The sequence below is a fragment of the Nocardioides sp. genome, assembly GCF_041600255.1.
Lineage (GTDB): Bacteria > Actinomycetota > Actinomycetes > Propionibacteriales > Nocardioidaceae > Nocardioides.
This window is the reverse complement of record NZ_JBFIKK010000204.1, coordinates 1-3722: the sequence shown is the minus strand read 5'-3', so window position 1 is coordinate 3722 and position 3722 is coordinate 1. Positions and strand designations below refer to the sequence as shown.

4 protein-coding genes are annotated in these 3722 nt (G+C 69.5%); all 4 read left to right on the top strand.

Features of this window, described 5'->3' with window-relative positions:
* On the top strand, positions 1-339 hold a 339-nt coding region (locus tag ABZE72_RS16185; RefSeq protein ID WP_372730067.1), incomplete at its 5' end, for an HhH-GPD-type base excision DNA repair protein.
* A gap of 135 nt (positions 340-474) precedes the next feature.
* The gene (locus ABZE72_RS16180; protein WP_372730066.1) at positions 475-2037 is read left to right on the top strand and encodes an RNA polymerase sigma factor; all 1563 of its coding nucleotides are present in this window, start codon (positions 475-477) and stop codon (positions 2035-2037) included.
* 172 nt (positions 2038-2209) lie between these two features.
* A complete protein-coding gene (locus ABZE72_RS16175) occupies positions 2210-2854 on the top strand; it encodes a hypothetical protein (protein ID WP_372730065.1) in 645 nt (214 codons plus the stop codon).
* Between the two features lie 487 nt (positions 2855-3341).
* Positions 3342-3722 (top strand): glutamate-cysteine ligase family protein (locus ABZE72_RS16170; RefSeq protein WP_372730064.1); only part of this gene is annotated, 381 nt, incomplete at its 3' end.

Here is a 3722-nt window from a genome sequence, read left to right as displayed (position 1 = left end):
CGCTTCCCGGGCTCGATGGCGACGCGCCTGCAGGCCCTGGCTGCCGTGGTCGAGGAGCGCTACGACGGCGACGTCACCCGGCTCTGGACCGAGCCGAGCACCGGCAAGGAGCTGCTGGCGCGGGTGATGGAGCTGCCCGGGTTCGGCAAGCAGAAGGCGCAGATCTTCGTGGCCCTGCTGGCCAAGCAGCTCGGCGTACGCCCGGGTGGCTGGGAGGCCGCGGTGGGCGCGTACGCCGAGCAGGGGCACCGTTCGGTGGCCGACGTCGTGGACCCGGAGTCCTTGCAGAAGGTGCGCGACTTCAAGAAGCAGGCGAAGGTCGCCGCCAAGGCGAGGTGAGGTCCGACCGGCCGGTCCAGCCCGACACGGCGTGTTCGGGGGGAATGTCGGCACGGGTTGGGGAGCGTGGCACAATGACGGCGCGGCTCTTGACGTTACCGGGCCTTGCCGCGCCCCCATGTCAGTTGACGAGAGGTGTTCGTGTCCTCGAACGCACGCAAGATGCTCCCAGCCGAGGTGCTGTCGCACCCGTCCGTCGCGGCCCTGATCGAACGGGGGACCCCGACCGGCAGTGTCTCCCCCGAAGAGGTCCGGCAGGCCAGTGAGGACGCCCAGGTCGAGCCGAAGCACCTCAAGGCGCTGCTCGGCCACCTCAGTGGCCTCGGCATCTCGGTGGCCGTGAGTCCGACGAGCAGCCGCGCTGTTGCGGCGGCTTCGCCGCGCAAGACCACCACTGCGAAGACGGCCGCCAAGAAGGCTCCCGCCAAGAAGGCTGCTGCCGCCACGGCGGAGGCGCCGGCCAAGAAGGCTGCTCCGGCGAAGAAGGCTGCCGCGACCAAGGCCGCGGCCACCAAGACCGCCGCCACCAAGGCCGCGGCTCCGGCCAAGAAGGCGGCCACGAAGAAGGCGGCGACCAAGAAGGCGGCCGCCAGCACCGAGGCAGCCGAGGTCGAGGTCGTCGTGGTGGGTCCCGACGGCAAGAAGCTGCTGCCTGACATCCCGGACGCCCAGTTCGAGAAGGACGTCAAGGCCGACCCGACGATCGTCGAGGACGAGAAGCAGGCGACCTTCGTGGTCTCCGCCGCCGACGACACCGACGAGCCCGAGCAGCAGGTCATGGTGGCCGGTGCCACCGCCGACCCGGTCAAGGACTACCTCAAGCAGATCGGCAAGGTGCCGCTCCTCAACGCCGAGATGGAGGTGGAGCTCGCCAAGCGGATCGAGGCCGGTCTCTTCTCGGAGGAGAAGCTCGCCAAGGGCGGCAAGATCTCGGCGAAGATCCAGGAAGAGCTGGAGTGGATCTCCGAGGACGGTCGTCGCGCGAAGAACCACCTGCTCGAGGCCAACCTGCGGCTCGTGGTCTCGCTGGCCAAGCGCTACACCGGTCGCGGCATGCTCTTCCTGGACCTGATCCAGGAGGGCAACCTCGGTCTGATCCGTGCGGTCGAGAAGTTCGACTACACCAAGGGCTACAAGTTCTCGACGTACGCGACGTGGTGGATCCGGCAGGCCATCACCCGTGCCATGGCCGACCAGGCCCGCACCATCCGGATCCCGGTGCACATGGTCGAGGTCATCAACAAGCTGGCCCGCGTCCAGCGGCAGATGCTCCAGGACCTGGGCCGCGAGCCCACCCCGGAGGAGCTCGCCAAGGAGCTCGACATGACCCCCGAGAAGGTCATCGAGGTCCAGAAGTACGGGCGTGAGCCGATCTCGCTGCACACGCCCCTGGGCGAGGACGGCGACTCCGAGTTCGGTGACCTGATCGAGGACTCCGAGGCGATCGTCCCGGCCGACGCGGTCTCGTTCACGCTGCTCCAGGAGCAGCTGCACGCCGTGCTCGACACGCTCTCGGAGCGCGAGGCCGGCGTCGTCTCGATGCGCTTCGGCCTCACCGACGGCCAGCCGAAGACCCTTGACGAGATCGGCAAGGTCTACGGCGTGACCCGCGAACGGATCCGCCAGATCGAGTCGAAGACGATGTCGAAGCTGCGTCACCCGTCGCGCTCGCAGGTCCTGCGCGACTATCTGGACTGACAGGTCCCCAGCACGACCCAGTTCGACGCACGAACGCCGCTCGGTCATCCGGGCGGCGTTCGTGCGTCCTGCCTGGTCTAGTCCGCCATCACGTCAGGTGCTCTCGGTGCCGATGGAGGAGGTGGGAGTGGTGGCACGATCCACCACCGCTGGAGCCTCCGGGGAGAGAACCATGTACATCCTGCACACCGCCGCCTTCCGCCTCGTCTCGGCGACCACCACGCTGGCCGCGGCCGCCCTGATGACGCTGTCGGCCTCGTCAGCCGACGCCGCGCGGGGCGACTGGGACCGTGACGGCATGCCGAACCGGTGGGAGAAGGCCCACGGCCTGGACCCGCACAAGGCCAATGCGAAGGGTGACAAGGATCGCGACGGGCTGCGCAACATCGCGGAGTACCGGCGTGGCACAGACCCGCGCGACGAGGACACCGACGGAGACGGTCACGACGACGGTGACGAGGTCCGCGATGGGCTGCGGTCGACGAAGGTGCTCGACCCCGACACCGACGGGGACGGCATCCCCGACGGTGACGAGGACGGCGACCGGGACGGCATCGCCAACGAGGACGAGGACGACGCCTCGGAGAGCTGCCGCGACGACGACGAGGACAGTGACGGCGACGGGGTGGCGGACGAGGACGAGAACGAGCAGGGCACCGACCCGCATGATCGCGACTCCGACGACGACGGCGTCGAGGACGGCCACGAGGACCACGACGGCGACGGTGTCGACAACGAGGACGAGGACGACGACGAGGACGACGACTGCGACGACCAGGGTGAGGACGACGACGACGAGGACGAGGACGACGACTGAGTCCAGCCCCGTCACCGTGGTGACTCCCGAACGCCGCCTGCTTGCCGGGCGGCGTTCGGGGTTCTGAGCCGACGCCCTCCGGCAACGTCGGTGCCCCATCCTGGCCACCCGACCGGTCGTCGCTGCAGGAGCCGAGCCGGCGGCTGAGGCTCGGCGCCGCATGACCGACGAGGACGACCCTCTCCCCGTTGTGGACTGGTTCGGCGGGTCGGCCCGCGTGGCTCCCTGGGTGATGTCCAGCTGAGCCGTGGCTCAGAGTTCCCGTGCCGAACCTGCACTTCCCTTGCCCTGTGCACCCAGGGAAGCGCCGGTTCGCCTGCATACCGTGATGAACCTGCAGCGGGAAGTTTCTTGCGCGGCCCCCTTGGGTTCCGGCTCGACACCCGGTAGAGATGGGAGAGCAAGCAACGAGGACGGTCGACCATGGCCGCCCCCGCACCGACCCGCGGTCGTCACGGCGACCGGTCCGGACCTGGAGGGGGCGGAGATGACCGCCAAGACGATGGTGGACACCCCACCCGAGGGAGCACTCCTCGACGCTGCCGACCCCCGCGGCCATGCGCACGCCCACGTGGCCGCCCAGGCACTCCGGTCCGGCAGCGAGCGACGCGTCGGTCTGGAGCTCGAGTTTCATCTGATCGACCTGGTCACGCCGCTGCGGCGGCCCACCTGGGCGGCGATCCGGTCGCTGGTCGACCGCCTGCCCCCGATGCCGTCGGGCAGCTCGGTCACTCTCGAGCCCGGCGGCCAGATCGAGCTCTCCACTCCGGTGAGTCCGGACGTGAGCTCGGCGGTGGCTGCACTGCGCGAGGATCGCTCGGCCCTGCGCGCCGAGCTCGCCGAGCGGCGGTACGGCGCCGTACCGCTG